General features: G+C 67.1%; 25 protein-coding genes and 1 other RNA gene. 12 read left to right on the top strand and 14 right to left on the bottom strand.

The window, feature by feature from the left end:
- Window positions 1-57: 57 nt before the first annotated feature.
- Window positions 58-678: a superoxide dismutase gene (locus E5A74_RS07080; RefSeq protein ID WP_135983548.1), complete on the bottom strand. Its 621-nt coding sequence runs from the start codon at window positions 676-678 to the stop codon at window positions 58-60.
- A gap of 189 nt (window positions 679-867) precedes the next feature.
- Here E5A74_RS07080 and E5A74_RS07085 point away from each other — a divergent pair, with 189 nt between their 5' ends.
- Window positions 868-1,431 (top strand): urate hydroxylase PuuD, encoded by a 564-nt coding sequence (locus E5A74_RS07085; RefSeq protein ID WP_135983549.1) that lies wholly within the window; start codon window positions 868-870, stop codon window positions 1,429-1,431.
- 59 nt (window positions 1,432-1,490) lie between these two features.
- On the opposite strand, the gene pspF is transcribed toward E5A74_RS07085, so the two are convergent.
- The gene (pspF, locus tag E5A74_RS07090) at window positions 1,491-2,531 is read right to left on the bottom strand and encodes a phage shock protein operon transcriptional activator (RefSeq protein ID WP_135983550.1); all 1,041 of its coding nucleotides are present in this window, start codon (window positions 2,529-2,531) and stop codon (window positions 1,491-1,493) included.
- Between the two features lie 388 nt (window positions 2,532-2,919).
- Here pspF and pspA point away from each other — a divergent pair, with 388 nt between their 5' ends.
- The 11 genes from pspA to E5A74_RS07140 are packed head-to-tail and all read left to right on the top strand — an operon-like array spanning window position 2,920 to window position 6,653.
- Complete coding sequence (gene pspA, locus E5A74_RS07095; RefSeq protein ID WP_135983551.1) at window positions 2,920-3,588, top strand: phage shock protein PspA; 669 nt, start codon at window positions 2,920-2,922, stop codon at window positions 3,586-3,588.
- A gap of 3 nt (window positions 3,589-3,591) precedes the next feature.
- Window positions 3,592-3,864 (top strand): envelope stress response membrane protein PspB, encoded by a 273-nt coding sequence (gene pspB / locus E5A74_RS07100; RefSeq protein ID WP_135983552.1) that lies wholly within the window; start codon window positions 3,592-3,594, stop codon window positions 3,862-3,864.
- Between the two features lies 1 nt (window position 3,865).
- Complete coding sequence (pspC, locus tag E5A74_RS07105; RefSeq protein WP_135983553.1) at window positions 3,866-4,243, top strand: envelope stress response membrane protein PspC; 378 nt, start codon at window positions 3,866-3,868, stop codon at window positions 4,241-4,243.
- A gap of 27 nt (window positions 4,244-4,270) precedes the next feature.
- Window positions 4,271-4,525, top strand: coding sequence for a hypothetical protein (locus tag E5A74_RS07110; RefSeq protein WP_135983554.1), 255 nt, complete (start codon window positions 4,271-4,273; stop codon window positions 4,523-4,525).
- 33 nt (window positions 4,526-4,558) lie between these two features.
- Window positions 4,559-4,855, top strand: a complete 297-nt coding sequence (locus E5A74_RS07115) for a hypothetical protein (RefSeq protein ID WP_135983555.1) — start codon at window positions 4,559-4,561, stop codon at window positions 4,853-4,855.
- Between the two features lie 31 nt (window positions 4,856-4,886).
- Window positions 4,887-5,201, top strand: coding sequence for a hypothetical protein (locus tag E5A74_RS07120; RefSeq protein WP_420822491.1), 315 nt, complete (start codon window positions 4,887-4,889; stop codon window positions 5,199-5,201).
- A 10-nt stretch (window positions 5,202-5,211) separates the two neighbouring features.
- Window positions 5,212-5,484 carry a hypothetical protein gene (locus tag E5A74_RS07125; protein WP_135983557.1) on the top strand — a complete coding sequence of 91 codons (273 nt, stop codon included), beginning with the start codon at window positions 5,212-5,214 and terminating at the stop codon, window positions 5,482-5,484.
- A 42-nt stretch (window positions 5,485-5,526) separates the two neighbouring features.
- Window positions 5,527-5,652: a hypothetical protein gene (locus E5A74_RS21365; RefSeq protein ID WP_276469519.1), complete on the top strand. Its 126-nt coding sequence runs from the start codon at window positions 5,527-5,529 to the stop codon at window positions 5,650-5,652.
- A gap of 24 nt (window positions 5,653-5,676) precedes the next feature.
- Window positions 5,677-5,952 (top strand): hypothetical protein, encoded by a 276-nt coding sequence (locus E5A74_RS07130; RefSeq protein WP_135983558.1) that lies wholly within the window; start codon window positions 5,677-5,679, stop codon window positions 5,950-5,952.
- 16 nt (window positions 5,953-5,968) lie between these two features.
- Complete coding sequence (locus tag E5A74_RS07135; RefSeq protein ID WP_135983559.1) at window positions 5,969-6,220, top strand: hypothetical protein; 252 nt, start codon at window positions 5,969-5,971, stop codon at window positions 6,218-6,220.
- 25 nt (window positions 6,221-6,245) lie between these two features.
- Window positions 6,246-6,653, top strand: coding sequence for a SufE family protein (locus tag E5A74_RS07140; RefSeq protein ID WP_135983560.1), 408 nt, complete (start codon window positions 6,246-6,248; stop codon window positions 6,651-6,653).
- 131 nt (window positions 6,654-6,784) lie between these two features.
- Here the strand turns inward: E5A74_RS07140 and E5A74_RS07145 are convergent, their stop codons facing one another.
- The 12 genes from E5A74_RS07145 to E5A74_RS07200 form a co-directional block, all read right to left on the bottom strand.
- Window positions 6,785-7,087 carry a thioredoxin domain-containing protein gene (locus E5A74_RS07145; protein ID WP_135983561.1) on the bottom strand — a complete coding sequence of 101 codons (303 nt, stop codon included), beginning with the start codon at window positions 7,085-7,087 and terminating at the stop codon, window positions 6,785-6,787.
- A complete protein-coding gene (locus E5A74_RS07150) occupies window positions 7,084-7,620 on the bottom strand; it encodes a J domain-containing protein (RefSeq protein WP_135983562.1) in 537 nt (178 codons plus the stop codon). Before E5A74_RS07150 ends, E5A74_RS07145 begins: the two co-directional genes overlap by 4 nt.
- 66 nt (window positions 7,621-7,686) lie before the next feature.
- Window positions 7,687-8,093: RNase P RNA component class A (gene rnpB, locus E5A74_RS07155), an RNA gene on the bottom strand.
- Between the two features lie 38 nt (window positions 8,094-8,131).
- Entirely contained in the window at window positions 8,132-8,458 is a 327-nt protein-coding gene (locus tag E5A74_RS07160) for a hypothetical protein (RefSeq protein WP_135983563.1), read from the bottom strand.
- Window positions 8,459-8,741: 283 nt separating this feature from the next.
- On the bottom strand, window positions 8,742-9,335 hold the full coding sequence (locus E5A74_RS07165) for a hypothetical protein (RefSeq protein WP_135983564.1): 594 nt from the start codon (window positions 9,333-9,335) through the stop codon (window positions 8,742-8,744).
- Window positions 9,332-10,033: an N-acetylmuramoyl-L-alanine amidase gene (locus E5A74_RS07170; RefSeq protein ID WP_135983565.1), complete on the bottom strand. Its 702-nt coding sequence runs from the start codon at window positions 10,031-10,033 to the stop codon at window positions 9,332-9,334. Before E5A74_RS07170 ends, E5A74_RS07165 begins: the two co-directional genes overlap by 4 nt.
- A gap of 42 nt (window positions 10,034-10,075) precedes the next feature.
- The gene (locus E5A74_RS07175; RefSeq protein ID WP_135983566.1) at window positions 10,076-10,897 is read right to left on the bottom strand and encodes a CheR family methyltransferase; all 822 of its coding nucleotides are present in this window, start codon (window positions 10,895-10,897) and stop codon (window positions 10,076-10,078) included.
- 41 nt (window positions 10,898-10,938) lie between these two features.
- Window positions 10,939-11,907 (bottom strand): chemotaxis protein CheB, encoded by a 969-nt coding sequence (locus tag E5A74_RS07180; RefSeq protein ID WP_240699727.1) that lies wholly within the window; start codon window positions 11,905-11,907, stop codon window positions 10,939-10,941.
- A 124-nt stretch (window positions 11,908-12,031) separates the two neighbouring features.
- Window positions 12,032-12,397 (bottom strand): response regulator, encoded by a 366-nt coding sequence (locus E5A74_RS07185; protein WP_135983567.1) that lies wholly within the window; start codon window positions 12,395-12,397, stop codon window positions 12,032-12,034.
- An 82-nt stretch (window positions 12,398-12,479) separates the two neighbouring features.
- A complete protein-coding gene (locus E5A74_RS07190; RefSeq protein WP_135983568.1) occupies window positions 12,480-12,908 on the bottom strand; it encodes a chemotaxis protein CheW in 429 nt (142 codons plus the stop codon).
- The gene (locus E5A74_RS07195; protein ID WP_135983569.1) at window positions 12,908-15,226 is read right to left on the bottom strand and encodes a chemotaxis protein CheA; all 2,319 of its coding nucleotides are present in this window, start codon (window positions 15,224-15,226) and stop codon (window positions 12,908-12,910) included. The genes E5A74_RS07190 and E5A74_RS07195 overlap by 1 nt, the downstream gene beginning before the upstream one ends.
- A gap of 80 nt (window positions 15,227-15,306) precedes the next feature.
- Window positions 15,307-15,951, bottom strand: coding sequence for a histidine phosphotransferase family protein (locus tag E5A74_RS07200; protein ID WP_135983570.1), 645 nt, complete (start codon window positions 15,949-15,951; stop codon window positions 15,307-15,309).
- Between the last annotated feature and the right edge of the window lie 43 nt (window positions 15,952-15,994).

Below are 15,994 nucleotides of genomic sequence, written 5' to 3' on the forward strand. Positions count from 1 at the left end.
TCCCACGCGCTTCGCGCGCGGGCCCCTTCCCGCTCCCGACGGGAGCGGGAGAAGCAATCAGCCCTGATCCGCGCGGCTCACGCCGGCGCCGTCGAGATTCTGCGCGACGAAGTCCCAGTTGATCAGGTTCGCCGAGACGGCGTCGAGATAGGCCGGACGCGCGTTGCGATAGTCGACGTAATAGGCATGTTCCCACACGTCGATCGTCAGCAGCGGCTGCATGCCGTCATAGACCACCGGGGTGTCGGCATCGTGCAGCGACGTGACCTTGAGCTTGCCGCCGTCGAGCACCAGCCAGCCCCAGCCGCTGGCGAAATGGTTGGTCGACTCGGTCACCAGCTGCTTGACCAGCGCATCGGCCGAGCCGAAGCCGTCGTTGATCAGATCGGCGAGCTTGCCGGTCGGCGCCTGCTTCTCGGGCGAGAGGCACTGCCAGAAGAAGCTGTGATTCCACACTTGCGCGGAGTTGTTGAACAGCCCCTTGTCGCCGGTTTCCTTGGCCTTCTTGATCACCTCGGAGAGCTTCAACCCGTCGAGACCCTTTTCGGTGACGAAGCCGTTGGTTTTGTCGACATAGGCCTTGTGATGCTTGCCGTGATGGAACTCGAGCGTTTCCGCGGACATGTGCGGGGCCAGCGCGTCCTTGTCGTAAGGCAGCGGGGGAAGTTCGAAAGCCATGGGGCATACTCCGTCGGCGAAAGGGTTCGCCCGCCCAACGATCCTTGGCGGGTTGCGGTCCCCCTAACCCCGAAAAACCTCGCTTGTCCCGCAAATTTCATTGCGGACGACAAACGAAAATTCCGATCTTAAGCTGCCGCGCGCAGGCGTCGCGGGCAATCAGCGCCGCCAACGGAGGGGAACCGTCGCATGGACAAGTTTCTCGGCAATCTGCACGCCGTGCTCGCGATCAGCCTCGTGCTCGCGATCGGCCTGATGTTCGCACCCTGGTTCGCGCCGCCGCTCGGGGTGTGGAACGGCGTGTTCCAATGGCTCCACGTCTTCTTCGGGATCACCTGGGTCGGGCTGCTCTATTATTTCAATTTCGTCCAGATCCCGACGATGCCGAGCATCCCCGCCGAGCTGAAGCCGGGCGTCTCGAAATATATCGCGCCGAGGGCGCTGTTCTTCTTCCGCTACGCCGCCTTGCTCACCGTGGTCACTGGCTTGATCCTCGCCTGGCTCTACGACGAGCTCGACGACGCGCTGCTGCTGCGCGAGAACGCCCGGCTGATCGGCATCGGCATGTGGCTGGCGCTGGTGATGGCGGCCAATGTCTGGTTCGTCATCTGGCCGAGCCAGAAGAAGGTGCTCGGGCTGGTCGAGGCCGATGATGCGGCGAAGGCAAAAGCCGCCAGGCTGGCGATGATGGCCTCGCGCACCAACGTCCTGCTATCGCTGCCGATGCTGCTGGCGATGACCAACTATCATTGAACCAGCCAAATCCTCCCTCGCCCAAGCGAGGGAGCTGGCGCGGGGGCGCCGGAGGAAGGTCAGCCGCCCACTCCGAGCAGCTCGTGCCGCTTCAGCGCGTGGCGCAGTTGGTCATAGGTCAGCCCGAGCGCCTCGGCGGTCGAGCGCTGGTTGTAGCGATGCTCGGCGAGCGCGCGCGACAATAGCTGGCGCTCGAACGCGTTCACCCGCGACTTGAAATCGGTGCCGCCGTCGAACGCCGCCACCGGCTCGGAGCGCTCGGCAGGCGGGGGTGCCGCGGGCGCCGGAGCGGGCGTCGCCGCCGCGGAGGACGACATCGGCCGCGGCCGGAACGGCGACTGGAACGGATCGATCTCGATCGAATCCACCGGCCCCTCGCGCTCCCAGCGATAGACCGCGCGCTCGACGACGTTGCGCAGCTCGCGGACATTGCCCGGCCAGGCATGGTTGAGCAGCGCGTCGAGCGCGTTGGGCCCCCAGCCGGGCCAGTCGATCAGCCCGATCTCCGCCGCCATGCGCCGCCCGAAGAAATCGGCGAGCACTTCGATGTCGCCGCGCCGCGCCCGCAGCGGCGGCAGCGTCACCACCTCGAACGAGAGCCGATCGAGCAAGTCGGCGCGGAAGCTTCCTTTCTCGACCTTGTCGGGCAGATGTTCGTTGGTCGCCGCGACGATACGGACATCGACGTTGAGCGGCCGCGACGAACCGATCCGCGTCACCTCGCCATATTCGACCGCGCGCAGCAGCCGGTCCTGCGCCGCCATCGACAGCGTGCCGAGCTCGTCGAGGAACAAGGTGCCGCGATGCGCCTCCTCGAAGCGCCCCGCCCGCGTCTTGGTCGCGCCGGTGAAGGCACCGGCCTCGTGCCCGAACAATTCGGCCTCGATCAGCGTCTCGGGCAGCGCGGCGCAGTTCATCACCACCAGCGGCTGGTCCCAGCGCGGGCTCAGGCGGTGGAGGCGCTCGGCGACGAGTTCCTTGCCGGTCCCGCGCTCGCCGATGACGAGCACCGGACGATCCAGCGCGGCGGCGCGGCTGGCGCGCTCGAGCGCGTCGAGAAAGGCTCCGGATTGGCCGATGACTTGGGTTGCGCGCTCCATGCCGAACCTTTGGTGTATTTCACTAACTCTTGGCAAGCATTAAGTTGCAGCTGAACGCCCTATGAACAGCAAAAATGGCGGATTTCTGCCATTTTCGAGAATTGGCACGCCTTCTGCAAAGATGTGAGCAAGCCCGGACAACGGGCCAACGAAAACACCAGGTTCAGGGAAAAGATCATGACCTACGAAGCAGCCAATCTCCGCAATGCCTTTGTCGCAGTCGCCATCGCCTTTCTCGCCAGCGCCGTCCTGATGGCCGGTGCGGTGGGTCCGGCAGTCGCCTGAGGCCACGAAGTCTCCCCGCTCACCTGCCCCGGTGAGCGGAAACCCGCCGGGAGGGACACCCCCTAGTCTCTCCCGGCGGATCCCAAAACGAAGGAGTGTTAGAATGGGTATCTTCTCGCGAACCCGCGACATCATCGCCGCCAACGTCACCGACCTGCTCGACAAGGCCGAGGACCCGGCCAAGATGATCCGCATGATCATCCTCGAGATGGAAGAGACGCTGGTCGAGGTTCGTGCCTCCGCCGCCCGCACCATCGCCGACCAGAAGGAAATGCGCCGCCACATCGCCAAGCTCGAGAAGCTCCAGGAGAGCTGGACCGAGAAGGCCGAGCTGGCGCTGAGCAAGGGCCGCGAGGACCTCGCCAAGGCCGCGCTGGTCGAAAAGCAGAAGGCTGCCGACATGTGCGAGCAGCTGGGTGAGGAGATCGCCGTGCTCGACGAGGCGCTCAAGGCTTCGGAAGAGGACATCACCAAGCTCCAGAACAAGCTGCGCGAGGCGCGGGTTCGTCAGAATTCGGTGGTCGCCCGGCTGGAGAGCGCGAACAACCGCACCCGCTTGCGCGAGATGACCAATGGTTCGAAGATGCAGGACGCGTTCTCGCGGTTCGACGTCCTCGAGCGCCGGGTCGACTTCGCCGAGGGCCGCGCCGAGGCGGCGGGCCTGGGCAGCGTCCCGAAGACTCTCGAGGAAGAGATCGCCGAGCTGCGTTCGTCCGAGAAGGTCGATGCCGAGCTCGAAGCGCTGAAGGCCCGCCTGAACAAGGGAGCGTAAGCGATGGAAGAGGTTTTCCTGCCCATCGTCATCGTCGGGATCCTCTTCGTCGGCCTTCCCTGGGTGATCATGCACTACATCACCCGGTGGAAGACGGCGGCAACGATCACCGGCGAGGACGAGAAGCTCCTCGACGAGCTCTACTACACCGCTCGCCAGCTCGAGGAGCGACTGCTCACCGTCGAACGCATCATCGCCGCCGACAACCCCGATTTCCGCCCGCTCTCGGCCTCGCGCCCCGAGCAGAGCCCGTTCGATATCTCGAGGAGGAACTGAGATGTCCGCCGCCCGTACGAAATTCTATCTCGACAAGCAGAATGCGAAGTTTCTCGGTGTCTGCTCGGGTCTCGCCGACTACACCGGCATCGAAGCGATCTGGCTCCGCGTCGGCATGGTCTTCCTCGCCTTCGCGACCAGCGGCACCTCGATCTTCGTCTACTTCCTGATCGCCTGGCTCGCGCCGAACAAGCCGGCCGGCCTCTATCAGGGACCCGAGGAAGAGAAGTTCTGGCAGGGAGTGCGCAGCAACCCCAGCCGCTCGACTGCCCAGGTCCGCTCGACCTTCCGCGACATCGATCGCCGGCTCGCCGACATCGAGATGTACTATACGAGCCGCAACACCCGGCTCGCCGACGAGATCGACAGCCTCCGCTGAGGCGGAGGCTGACCAAGGGGACGAGACATGGATCCGACACCATATTTCATCATGGGAATGCTCACCGGGGTCGCAGGCCTCCTCGCCATCCAGTTCTTCGCCAATCGCAAGGTGAAGCGCGCTTTGGCCCAGATCGCCCGCACCGCTCCCGCGGTGGAGCATGAGGAAAGCAAGCAGCAGCGCCGCGAGACGCTGGAAATGCACCGCCGCCTCGCCGTGCTGGAAAAGATCGTCACCGATCAGCCGCACCGGCTGCAGACCGAGATCGACAGCCTGCGCTGAGCCCATCGCCAGGCCGTCAACAGGAGGGAAGAAATGAGGGAGTTGAGTTGGCTGGTACCGGTGCTGATCGTCTCGGCGATCATGGCATCCAAGGCCTTCCAGACCTGGGTCCGTGCCAAGCACGGCTACCCGATGGAGGAAAGCCGCCGGAGCCGTCGCGGACAACCCGCGAGCGATCTGGAAGCCGAGCGCAAGATCGCGCTGCTCTCCTCGGAGAATGAGCGCCTGACGGGCCAGATCGGCCGGCTCGAGGAGCGGATCGCGGTGCTCGAACGGATCGCCACCGATCCCGCCGAGCGCGTCGCCCGCGAAATCGACTCGCTACGCTGAGGAAGGACCCGAGATGCTCGACGCACTTCTGATGAACAATCTCCCCTGGCTCGTCGGCGGTACGCTGCTGCTCGGCGCCTTCGGGATCGCCGGGTGGATCTTCACCACCTGGCTGCGGATCAAGAACGGCTACCCGCTAGAAAACAGCTGGGGCAAGGCGATCTACCCGCAGAGGAACGACGAGGCGATGGAGCGGATCAAGCTGCTGAGCCAGGAGAATGCCCAGCTCCGCGCCGAGCTCGGCTCGATCAAGGATCGGCTCGCCAATGTCGAGCGGATCGTCACCGACAGCGCGCACAGCCTCGACCGCGAGATCGAGCAGCTGCGCGGCACCAAGAGCAACTGAGGAGATCCGCATGAACCCGATCCTCATCCCCATTCTCGGCATCGCCTGCGGCATGGTCGCGATCGTGTTCGGCGTCGCCAACGACATGTTCAAGCGCTGGCTCAAGCACAAGGAGGCGATGACCCAGGTGATCGCCGCCCAGACCGCCGAGCAGGCCGCCCAATATGCCGCGCATGTCGAGCGGCTCGAACAGCGGGTCCGGGTGCTCGAACGGATCGTCACCGATCGCGGCGTCGATGTCGCGGCCGAAATCGAACAGCTGCGCGACGCGCCGCTCAACTAGGACCCCGCTGCGCACGGCGCAGCCAATATCGAGGATTACAAAATGATCATCGTTGTGTTCGCAGTGCTGACGGCACTGTGCGGGGGAGCTATTGCCCTCGCCGAAGCCCGGGACCGCCCCGTCCGCCGCGCGGAAAAGCTGGCCCGGCAGCAGCAACTGGGCGCCTGAGGCGCCGCAAAGGGAGTAATTGGAATGAACCCGTTCGAAATGGTTGTCGCCATCATCGTGATCGTCACGATCGGCAGCGTCCTCAAGGCGCGGCTCGGCATCCACAAGGACAAGGACGGCAACGAGCGCTATCACGGCGCCGATCCGGCCGCGGCCGCCGAGGCCGTCCGCCTCCGCGACGAGGTCCGCTCGCTCAAGGAGCGCGTCCAGGTCCTCGAACGGGTCATCACCGATAGCGAAACCAGCAGCCTGCGCCTCGACCGCGAGATCGAAGCGCTGCGCGACAGGAAGAACCCCTGAGTCAGGGAGCCAAGCAATGACCGTCGATCCCAATCTCTACATCACCCTCTCCGTCTCGGGCCTCGCCGGCCTGGGAATGGTCACCGCGGCGGGGCTCTCGGGCTGGCGCGGCTGGCTGGCGCTCAAGCGCCAGGAGCTCGCCGGACGCGACAGCGGCACGCCGCACGCCGAGCCGACGCTCCCCTCCGCCGCATCTCGGATCGAGATCGCCGACCTCAAGGAACGCATCCGCAAGCTCGAGGCGATCGCCGCCGGGGTGGACCTCTAGGGTTCACCCGGCTAGCGGGTCGGCCATGACCAGCCTGGCCGACCTTCGCGACGAATATGAATTCCTCGACGCCGACGACCGCTATCGCCTGCTGATCGATCTGGGCCGCGCGCTGGAGCCGATGCCCGAGGCCCTCAAGACCGACGCCACGCTCGTCCGCGGATGCTCGGCCGCCGTATGGGTCTATCCCACCCGCAGCGACGACGGCACGCTCCACTTCCTCGCCGACTCGAACGCCGCGATCACCAAGGGCATCATCGCGCTGGTGCTGCTCACGGTGCAGGACCGCAGCCCGGTCGAGATCCTGACCACCGACATCGAAGCCGCGCTCGCCCCCTTCGACCTGCGCAACCAGCTCAGCTCGAACCGCACCCAGGGCATCCCCAACATGATCGCGCTGATCCGCGAGACGGCGGGAAGATACGCGGGTTGATTAATCCTCCCCCGCAAGGGGGAGGTGGCATGCGCAGCATGACGGAGGGGGAGGAAGCACGTCGCTGGCCGAAGTGCTTCCTCCCCCTCCGTCGCTTTCAGCGACACCTCCCCCTTGCGGGGGAGGATTGATTATTCCGAAAGCCCCAGCTCTTCCGCCACCGCATCGACATCCGCGCCCTCGGGCACCAGCAGCCACTCCCGCGACGCCGCGCCGTTGACCACCGTCACCGCGCCGCGCGGGCAGACGCCGAGGCATTTGACCTCGACGATCCCCGCTGCGGCCTTGCGGCCCTTCTTCAGTCCGAGCTGTTTGCGCAGCGCCTTGGCGAGCGGGGTCTTGCCCTTGGGCCCGAAGCCGCCGCCGAGCTTCTTCGAGCATTTGGCGCAGACCAGAACCGTGTTCGACCAGTTGGAACGAACCGAATGCTTCAATCGGGCTTCCACGTCCGGCGCTCTTCGGCGGTCTTGAGCACCTCGTACGCCGCCTGGATCGCCTGAAAGCGCTTCGCCGCCTCGGCGTCGCCCGGCTTGACGTCGGGATGGTTCGATTTGGCGAGCCGGCGCCACGCCATCCGCACCGCCTCGAAATCCGCATCGACCTCGAGGTCGAGCACCTCGAGCGCGCGCATCTCGTCGCGCGAGCGGCTGCCGTCGCCGGGCCCCGCCCAGCTATTGTGCCTCGATTCGGCGAAGCCCGAGGCGTCGCGCCGTTCCTCGGCCTCGCGCTGCGCGGCCTCCTCGGCGGTCAGGCCCTCGAAATAATTCCAGTTGCGATTGTATTCGGCGGCGTGGGTCTCGCAGAAATACCAGCGCTCGGGGCTGTTGGGCGATTTGGGCGCCGGCCGGTCGCCGGGTTCCTCGCAGCCGTGGCGATCGCACAGCCGGACCTTCACTGCCTCGCGCTCGGCGCCATATTCGCGCCAGCGGGGAAAGCCCCAGTCGGAAGATCGTGTCGCGCGCGGCATGGGGGGCAGATAGGGCGGCGGAGCCGATAAGGCCACCCTCACCGCCAACTTCGTGACCGCAGAAAAAATGCCAGAGGGTCTATAAGCCGGGTTCTGTCCTCGCGCCGAAGCGCGATGTGCGGCCATTCCTCTAGGCGACGGATCGCTCCGCCGCTCAAGCAACCAACCCGGGCGACGGGCCGGAACCAGGCCCCAGGACTCGAAGTCCATTGCCGCCCCTATTCGGTCTTGCTCCCGGTGGGGTTTGCCGTGCCGCTTCGGTTGCCCGTCGCGCGGTGCGCTCTTGCCGCACCCTTTCACCCTTGCCCTCAGTCCCGCCGTTCGAAAACTTGGGGACCAGCGGGCGGTCTGCTCTCTGTGGCACTTTCCCTGAACCAGCAAGCTGGCCCGCCGGGCGTTACCCGGCACCGCGGTTCCGTGGAGCCCGGACTTTCCTCGCGTGCTTGCGCACCCGCGGCCGCCCGACCCTCTGGCCGAACCGCTCTAGCGCCATGCCCGCGGCGCGCAAGGCCTATGCGGCCTCTTCGCCCGCGGCGCTATCGGGCGCCTTCGCCGCGACTTCGGCTTCCCTGACGGCCGTGCCCCAAGCCTGGACCGCGACCAGCGTCTGGGTCGAAAGCGGCCCGCGCCCGATCGTGATCCGCCGATAGTCCGAACCGACACCGATCACGCCGTCCGCGCCGTTCACGCGCGCGCTGCGGTCGAGCAACGCGGTCGCCTCGGCCACCGTCGGCGTGTTGACCGCGGGGATTTCCTTGTCGTCCTCGTCGACCTTGATCACGCCGCTGAGCCGCACCTGCACCGGGCCCATGCGGGTCATACCGCTACCGTTGAGCATGTCGTTCTGCCTCCGACTCTGCCCGATAGACTCCGCGCCGCTGCCACGGAATTGCCGGAAAGCGTGAACGCGCCGCACACCTTCTTTTTTGCGCAGGTCTAGGGTCCGTACTCAATACCCGCAATGGCCGTGACGGAGCCGATTTTGGCGCACGGGGAGGAACGAGGAGGGAGCGATGCGGTGTCATCGTGACTCCAAGGACTTGGCTCGTGACGTGGCTGTGCGCCAAAAGCGGCCCGCCGCTGCGCGCGATCCCGACCGTTGTGGGTATTGAGTACGGACCCTAGGGCGCCGGATGCGCGGACAACAATGCCAGTTGTTCGGCAAGCGCCGCCCGCTGTCGCTCGGTGTAGCCCAGGTTGCGCGCCCGGACATCGTCATCGTCCGCCCACCGCGAAAGCGCCGCATAGGCCTTCGTCTCACGGTCGCCGAGCGATCGCGGATAGGGCAGCGCTTCGTCGATCATTGCTCCGCTAATATCCCCGCCAAGCGCCTGGCGAAGGAGTCCGATCAGGTTGGCCCTATCCGCCGCGGCAATCGCCTCCGCCTCCTCGGCCAACGAAAGCCATTCCGCATCGTCGGTGCCGGGAAAAGCGGCACTCGCCCTCTCGCGAATCGACTCCAGCCGCGGATCGGCAAGCGGAATCGAGGTCAGGTCGTCGAAATCCCACTCGCCGCCCGTCCCATCGACAAACCCGCGCAAATCGCGCGCGACCTCTTCTGCGGAACGGTGCGAAGGCCGCTCAAAGGGCAGGACCAGCAACTTGAGGATCACGAATATCGCCAACAAGATCGCCATAATCGGGATCGCCACGACGAAAACGGCAAAGCCAACCAGCCGCCTCGATATCGAACGATCGCGATCGGCGTAGCTCAATCGTCCCCCTGAGGCTTGGGAAGCAGCAGCGCGAGCAGGATGCAGCGGCATTCCATGTCGATCTCGCCATCGATCAGCTCGGGTCGAAAACGCCGCTGGAACGCAGTCACCGCCGCCTCGGCATCACGCACGTCATAGCCGAAGCGCTCGAGCGCGAGCATGAAGCCGGCATCGGGCCAGCCGGGATCGACGAGGTTCTTCGTCGGCCGCGGCAACGCCAGCCGCAGCCGCGCCAGCGCGTGCCAGTTGAACAATTCGCCCGGGTCCTGCTTGCGCGCCGGCGCGACGTCGGAATGGCCGACGACATTGCCGCGGGTGATGGCGTGGCGCTCCTTGATGTCGGCGACCAGCGGGATCAGCGCGCCCATCTGCGCGTCGGGAAACGGCAGATAGCCGAATTCATGTCCCGGATTGACGATTTCGATTCCGATCGAGGCCGAGTTGACGTCGGTGACGCCGCGCCAGTGCGAGCGGCCCGCGTGCCACGCCCGGTGGCGCTCGTCGACCAGCCTGAGGATATTGCCGTCCTCGTCGACCAGATAATGCGCCGAGACCTTGGCCTCGGGATCGCGCAACCGCGCGATCGCCGCCTCCGCGCTTTCCATGCCGGTATAATGGAGCACGATCATCGATACCGGCAGCTCGCGCGCGTCGTAATTGGGCGAGGGTGCGTCGATGAAGGTGAGGCTGCTGGTCATCGCCGCCGATGGTAGGGGCGCGGGTGCGCCCCCGGCAAGGGGTCAGCCGAAGGCGGAACGCCGGGCGGGGCTGGTTTCGATCGCGCGATAGAAGCCGCGGAAGCGGTCGCACGGCTTGAACTGGTCGGTCAGCCCGATCACCGTCTCGCCGGCGCCGAGCACCAGCAGGCCGCCGGGACGCAGCGCCGAGGCGAGGATCCCGAAAACCTGACGGCGCACGTCCTGCGAGAAATAGAGCAGGACGTTGCGGCACAGCACCACGTCGAACTTGCCCGGCGGCGGCGCGTCGGCGGTGAGGTTCTGCTGGCGGAACTGGATCCGGCGGAGCAGCTCGGGCTTGGCCGCCCAATCGCCGCCGGCGCCGTCGAACCACGTCATCATTCGCCGCACCGGCAGCCCGCGCTGGATCTCGAATTGCGAATAGCGGCCGGCGCGCGCGCGCGTCAGCGCGGCGGGCGAGACATCGGTCGCGACGATCTCGGGCGCGGCGAGCCCCTCGCCCATCCCGCCTTCGTCGAACAGCATCGCGAGGCTCAGCGGCTCCTGGCCCGTCGAGCAGCCCGACGACCAGATGCGGACCTTCCGCTCCGGCGTCTCGGCCTGCAATGCCCTGGTGGCATCGACGAGCATGTCGAGCACCGCCGCGTCGCGGAAGAAGCTCGTCTCCTGGTTCAACAGCGCATCCACCACCTGATCCCCTAAATCCCCGGTCCGCGTCGCAACGAGCTGCGCGACCAGCTGATCGAGCGACGCGAGTCCCTTTTCGCGCAGCAGCGGCTTGAGCGCCGTCTCTATGCGCCACGCGCGGTTGGCAGCGATCTGCTGCCCGGTGCGCTGCTCGAGCAGCGCCGAAATGAGGTTCATCGCTCCCGATGAACCCGGTGGCGTCGAATTCGGGAAGTGCATCATGCCCTCCCCTGCCGCGCCACGAGCCGGCCGAGTTCGTCGGGCGGCAGCACCACGCTGGCATGGCCGGCATTGGCCACCGCGCCCGGCATCCCCCAGATCACCGAGCTCGCGCGATCCTGCACGAGGATCTTCGCGCCGACCTCGACGAGCCGTTTCGCGCCCTCGGCGCCGTCGCGGCCCATGCCGCTCAGCACCACGCCCAGCGCGCGCTTGCCGAAAACCTCGGCGATCGATTCGAACATCGGGTCGACCGAAGGCATGCAGCCGCTCAGCGACTTTTCGTCGCTCAGCCGCACCGACCAGCCGTCGGACATCCGCACCACGCGCATATGCGCGTCGCCCGGCGCGACGATGATCCTTCCCGGCCGCACCCGCATGCGATCGGTCGCGACTTCGCAGGGCCGGCTGCCGAGCACCGCGAGCTGCGCGGCGAAATAGCTCATGAACGAGATCGGCAGATGCTGCGTCACCAGGATCGGGACCTGGAAGCTCGCCGGGATCGCGCGGAGGAACTGGCTGAGCGCATGGATGCCGCCGGTCGAGGCGCCGATCGCGACGACGTCGAAATCGTTCGGCGCGGCGACCGGGCCGAGGCTGGCGGCCGCATGGGCGAGCGCGACCGGCTCGGCATGTGGCTCGACGAGCCGCGACAGCCGCTCCTCCAGCACTTCGGCGAAGCGTCCGCCAAAGGTGCCGATCCCGGGTTTGACCAGCGTGTCGGCGGCGCCCAGCGCAAGCGCCTGCACCGTCACCGCAGCGCCTTCGTCGGCCGAAGAGGAGACGATCAGCACCTTGGCGCCGTTGCCGGCTGCCAGCACATCGGGAAGTGCCGTCAGCCCGTCGATCCCCGGCATGTCGATGTCGAGCAGCACGATATCAACGCGATGCTCGGCGAGCCAGGCGAGCGCGGCGCGCACGTCGCTCAGCGCCGCCGCGACGCGGAAGCGCCGCGTGCCGTCCACCATCCGGCCGAGCACCGAACGCGCGACGACCGAATCGTCGACGATCAGTACCTGCGCCGGAGCAACGGGCCCACGCGAATCAGGCAATATCGAGCTGAGTGCGACGGCCACGTCCGACTTCCGGCGTTCAGGCTACGCCGACGATCTGCAGCTTGCTCTCGAGCGTCTCGCGATCGAACGGCTTCATGACATATTCGTCGGCACCGGCCTCGATCGCGGCGCGGATATAGGCCATGCCGTTCTCGGTGGTGCAGAACACCACCTTGGGGCGCTGCGGCAGCCCCGAATCCTTGAGCGCGCGCAGGAAGTCCATCCCGCTCATCACCGGCATGTTCCAGTCGAGCAGAACCACGTCCGGCGTCGCCGCCATGCACGAATCGAGCGCCTCGCGGCCGTCGCCGGCCTCGCGCACTTCAAAGTCGAGCGTCTCGAGGATGTGCCGCGCGACCTTGCGGATCACCTTGGAGTCGTCGACGACAAGACAAGTCTTCATAAATCCCTGTTCCCCGATAGCCAGGCGTCTGTTCCATCATAGTGCGGCAACAGACGTAAGCGCCGCGTTAATCGGACTAAAATCAGTTCAGCGTCGCCGAATAGCCCGGCACCAGCTCGGCGAGATCGATCGCGAGGATCGGTTCGCCATCGCGTTCGACGATCCCGCGCCCGGCGCGTTGCCAGGCGGTGTCGAGCGTCACGCCGCCGCCGAGCGGCAGCAGCTCGAACGGCGCGACGTCGTCGAGCGCGTCGACCAGCAGCGCATAATGATGCCCCTCGACATGCGTGATCACGGCGCGGCGCGCCTGTTCCGAGCTGGCGAGCCCGAGCGCGCTGTGCGTGTCGACCACGGTCACCACGCGGCTGCGCAACGCGGCCAGCCCGCGGACGTGCTGCGAGGCGAGCGGCACCTGGGTGACCTCGCCGATATCGACCACCGACTCGACCTGATCCGAATCGATCGCGACGGCACGCCCGGCGAGCTGGGCGATGAGATAGAGATGCGCCATCAGCGGCCCTTCCCGGCCATACGGGCCTCGAGCGCGGAGAGCAGCCCCGCGCGGTCATAACGATAGACGCTGTCGTCGCCTGCGCCCGATGCGGCGCGGCGGCTGCGCAGCCGCACCACCGGCGCCGTGGCGGCGAGCTCGGCGGGTGCCGCGTCGGCGGAGAGCACCACCGCGGGGGTCTCGCCCGGCGGCAACTGGGTGACGACGCGATAGCCGGCGGTCTCGAGCAGCGGACGCACGAACGAGGCCATCCAGCCATCCTTGTCGCCGGCGATCAGACAGAGCGGCGCGACTTCATCGGCATCGCGGTCGGCATGCTCGTCGAACACCCAGAGGATGTCGAGCAGCTCGACCTGCTCGCCGTCGATCAACGCCACGCCCGCGATCGGCCCCGGCTCGCGCGCGGGGACGATGTCCTCGGGCAGCAGGATGATGTCGAGCGCCTCGTCGATCGCATAGCTGACTTCGTTGGCGCCGTCCTTGAGGCGCAGCACGTTGAGCCGGTCGCGTCCCTCGATCTCGCCCTGCGCGGCGAGCGGCAGGATCCGCCCGTCGATCGTCACGCGGAAGCGTCCTGCGGCGAAACGCACGCTATGGCCCTCGACCTGCTCGACCCGGTCGACCGCCGCCAGCGGCACCGCCCGGCGCACGCCGTCGAGGTCGCAGAACATCAGCGCCGGCAGGCCCGGAGCCTCCTCGACCACCACTTCCTCTTCATAGTCGCGATGCGCGCTACGGTTGAAGTCGAGCCCGGCGACGTTGGCCATGCCCGCGCAGTCGAGCATCAGCATCGGCAGGCCACTGTCGGGCAGCGTCTGGCCGGCATAGACGCCGGTGGTCATCACCGCCGGCGAGGCCGGCTTGATCACCAGTTCCTCATTGTCGAGCACGGTATCGACCGCGAGCGCATAGCTGCCCTCGCCGACGCTGACGATCGCCAGCATCTGGCCCTCGCGCTTGTCCTGCCGGGCGATGCCGAGCAGCGCGGAAAGATCGATCAGCGGCATCCGGCGGTCGCGCACGGTGGCGATCGGCGTGCCGCCGAGCACGTCGAGCCGGATCGCCTCGCTGCGCTCGGTGACGATCTCCTCGATCGCCTGGCGCGAGATCGCGAAGCGCTGATTGCCGACCCCGACGACGATCGCCGAGATGATCGACAGCGTCAGCGGCACATGGATCGCGAGCCGCAGCCCCTTGCCCGGCTGGCTGTCGAGGTCGACGCGGCCGCCGATCTGCTCGATCGAGGCGCGGACGATGTCCATCCCCACGCCGCGGCCCGAGACCTCGCTGACCTCGTCCTTGCTCGAAAGCCCCGGCTCGAACACGAGGTCGAGCTTGCCGCGCTCCGAAAGCGCGCGCAGCCTCGCCTCGTCGCGGCCGTTGGCGACGAGCTTCTGAATCAGCTTGCCGGTATCGATCCCGCGCCCGTCATCGGCGATCTCGATGATGATCTGGTTGCCCGACTGGCGCGCCGAGACGGTTAGCCGCCCGCTCTCGCGCTTGCCCGCGGCGCGGCGCTCGGCCGGCGCCTCGATGCCATGGTCGATCGAATTGCGGATGATGTGGACCAGCGGGTCGCGCATCATCTCGATCATCTCGCGGTCGAGCTCGACGTCCGATCCCTCGATATGGAGCAGCACCGACTTGTTCAGCCCCGCGGCGGTGTCGCGCACCATCCGCGGCAGCGCCGAGAACAGCGCGTCGATCTTCTGCATGCGGGTGCGGGTGACGGTGTCGCGCATCTCGCCGACGGTGAGCGACAGTCGCTCGAGCGCCGCCTCGATCGTCGGATCGATGTCGCCGCCGCGCAGCCGCCGCGCCAGCTCGTTGCGCGCCAGCACCATGTCGGACATGCCCGACATCATCCGGTCGAGCAGATCGACGCCCAGCCGCACGCTGCGCGCCGGCGCGCGCTGGAGCCCGGGCAGGGTCGCCTGCGCGATTTCCTCGGCGCCCTCGGCGAGCGCCGCGATCAGCAGCTCGTCGCCATGATCGGGAAGGCTGGTGCCCGAATCGATCGCCTCGACCAGCTCGCCGATCCGGTCGACCACCGCGAGCACCGCGTTGACCAGTGGGCGATCGGGCGCGCGCCCGCCCTCGCGGACCTGCGCGAGCACGTCCTCGGCGGCATGGCTCAGCCGGCCCAGCCGCGGGAGATCGAGAAAGCCGCAGCTCCCCTTGACCGTGTGCACGAAGCGAAAGATCGCATCGAGCCGCGCGCGATCCTCGGGATGCGCTTCCCAGGCGACGATCTCGCCCGAAAGCGCCTCGAGCGTCTCACGCGTCTCGGCGATGAATTCCTGAATCAGGTCGTCCATGGGGCCCCGGAGCAAATTTGCGGGGCCGTTCTGGCGCAGTGGTGGTTAAAAGGGCGTTAGTCCGGCGGGTCGATTGCAGGTCAACCGACCTTGAAGCTCGCCCCGAACAGCAGCACGTCCGAATCCGGCGGGCTCACCTGCAGCTTGCCGCCGCCCTGCTGGACCAGCGCATGCGCGAGGAACGCCGCCGCCGCGCGCGGGGTGATCGGCATATCTTCCTGCCCACCGGCCAGCGCGCCACGCAGCTCGGGATCGAGCACGATGCGCGGCCCGTCGGCGCGCACCACGATCTCGATCGAACCCTCGACGATCTCGGCGCCGATATCGAGCTGGCCGCCGCGGATCAGCGCGTCGCCGCCGATCAGCGCGAGGTTGAGCAGCACCTTGATCGCGTGCTTGGGCAGCACCGGGTCCTCGACCATCCAGCCGATCTTGACGCGGTGATTGTCACCGAACAGCCCCTCGAGCGCCGCCTGCGCCTCGCGCGTGTCGACCGTCTCGCCGAAGCCGCCCGCCGCGCCAAAGGCGAGCCGGAAGAATTTCAGCTTGTTCGCACTCGCCCGCGCACTCTCGCTGAGCAGCTCGAGGCAGCGCGCGCGCATCTCCGGGTCGTGCTCGTCCGCGAGCAGTTCGAGCCCGTTGTTGAGCGCGCCGACAGGACTGAGCAGGTCGTGGCAAAGCCTCGAACACAACAGGCTCGCGAAATCGGTCGGGCTGATGTTCAAGGATATTGGCTCCGGTTACCCCAGCGCCTCTTTGGCGCAGCAA

The organism is Sphingomonas naasensis, assembly GCF_004792695.1.
GTDB lineage: Bacteria > Pseudomonadota > Alphaproteobacteria > Sphingomonadales > Sphingomonadaceae > Sphingomonas > Sphingomonas naasensis.